This window comes from Burkholderia sp. AU6039 (assembly GCF_002223365.1).
In the GTDB taxonomy this organism is placed as follows: domain Bacteria; phylum Pseudomonadota; class Gammaproteobacteria; order Burkholderiales; family Burkholderiaceae; genus Burkholderia.
Map to the genome: position 1 here is coordinate 1 of NZ_NKFK01000020.1, position 1,646 is coordinate 1,646.

Sequence of the window (1,646 nt, forward strand, 5' to 3'; positions counted from 1 at the left end):
TGGCAGGCTATTGCCCGCCAGGCTGGATATTTTGTCCATCTTTTATCCATCCACTGGTTACCGAGCCCGGAAGGCCCGGTTCGAATGAGGCTTAAGCCCTAACATCTCTCGAAGCTACCTGCCGCGACGTACCGCCCTGTACCAGCGCATCCACCGCGCCGGCCACGTTCCTACCCGCGGCGCCTTGCTCGCCCACCGCTTCGCGGAACGCCTGCACATGAGCGTTCTCGCGCGCCGGCTGTCCTGACTGGAGCACCTCATTGCGCAGTGCACCCAGGGTCGGGCGCGGTTCTCCCTCGGCGGCCCGATTGGCCCGCAGCCACGCGGCAAGCTGGCGCAGGCAGTTCGCATGGGTGCGTGCCGTGGCCGAATGCGTGTCCGATGCGCCCTGATAGGCTTGGATCAATGCCTCGTCATCAACATGGGCCTGGGGCTGGGCCTGAGGCTGCCGCTGCCGCGACGTGTCGCCCTGTACCAGCGCATCCACCGCACCGGCCACGTGCTTACCCGTGGCGCCTTGCTCGCCCACCGCTCGGCGGAACGCCCGCACATGAGCGTTCGCGCGCGCCGGCTGCCCTGACTGGAGCACCTCATTGCGCAGTGCACCCAGGGTCGGGCGCGGTTCTCCCCCGGCGGTCCGATTGGCCCGCAGCCACGCGGCAAGCTGGCGCAGGTGGTTCGCATGGGTGCGCGCCGTGGCCGGATGCGTGTTCGATGCGCCCTGATAGGCCTGGATCAATGCCTCGTCGTCAACATGGACCTGGGGCTGGGCCTGGGGCTGCCGCGACGTGCCGCCCTTTACCAGCGCATCCACCGCGCTGACCACGTGCTTACCCGTGGCGCCTTGCTCGCCCACCGCTTCGCGGAACGCCTGCACATGAGCGTTCTCGCGCGCCGGCCGCCCTGACTGGAGCACCTCATTGCGCAGTGCACCCAGGGTCGGGCGCGGTTCTCCCCCGGCGGTCCGATTGGCCCGCAACCACGCGGCAAGCTGGCGCAGGTAGCTCGCATGGTTGCGCGCCGTGGCCGGATGCGTGTTCGATGCGCCCTGATAGGCCTGGATCAATGCCTCGTCATCAACATGGGCCTGGGGCTGCCGCTGCAACGTGCCGCCCTGTACCAGCGCATCCACCGCGCTGGCCACGTGCTTACCCGTGGGACCTTGCTCGCCCACCGCTTCGCGGAACGCCTGCACATGAACGTTCTCGTGCGCCGACTGCCCTGACTGGAGCACCTCATTGCGCAGTGCACTCAGGGTCGGGCGCGGTTCTCCCCCGGCGGTCCGATTGGCCCGCAGCCACGCGGCAAGCTGGCGCAGGTGGTTCGCATGGGTGCCCGCCGTGGCCGGATGCGTGTTCGATGCGCCCTGATAGGCCTGGATCAATGCCTCGTCATCAACATGGACCTGGGGCTGGCGCTGGGCCTGGGGCTGCCGCTGCCGCGACGTGCCGCCTTGTACCAGCGCATCCACCGCGCCGGCCACGTTCCTACCCGTGGCGCCTTGCTCGCCCACCGCTTCGCGGAACGCCTGCACATGAGCGTTCTCGCGCGCCGGCCGCCCTGACTGGAGCACCTCATTGCGCAGTGCACCCAGGGTCGGGCGCGGTTCTCCCTCGGCGGTCCGATTGGCCCGCAGCCACGCGGCA

General features: G+C 69.0%; 1 protein-coding gene. It reads right to left on the reverse strand.

The genetic code is table 11. The annotated features are described in order from the left end of the window. Window positions 1-91: 91 nt before the first annotated feature. On the reverse strand, window positions 92-1,646 hold a 1,555-nt coding region (locus tag CFB39_RS40515), incomplete at its 5' end, for a hypothetical protein (protein WP_218829820.1).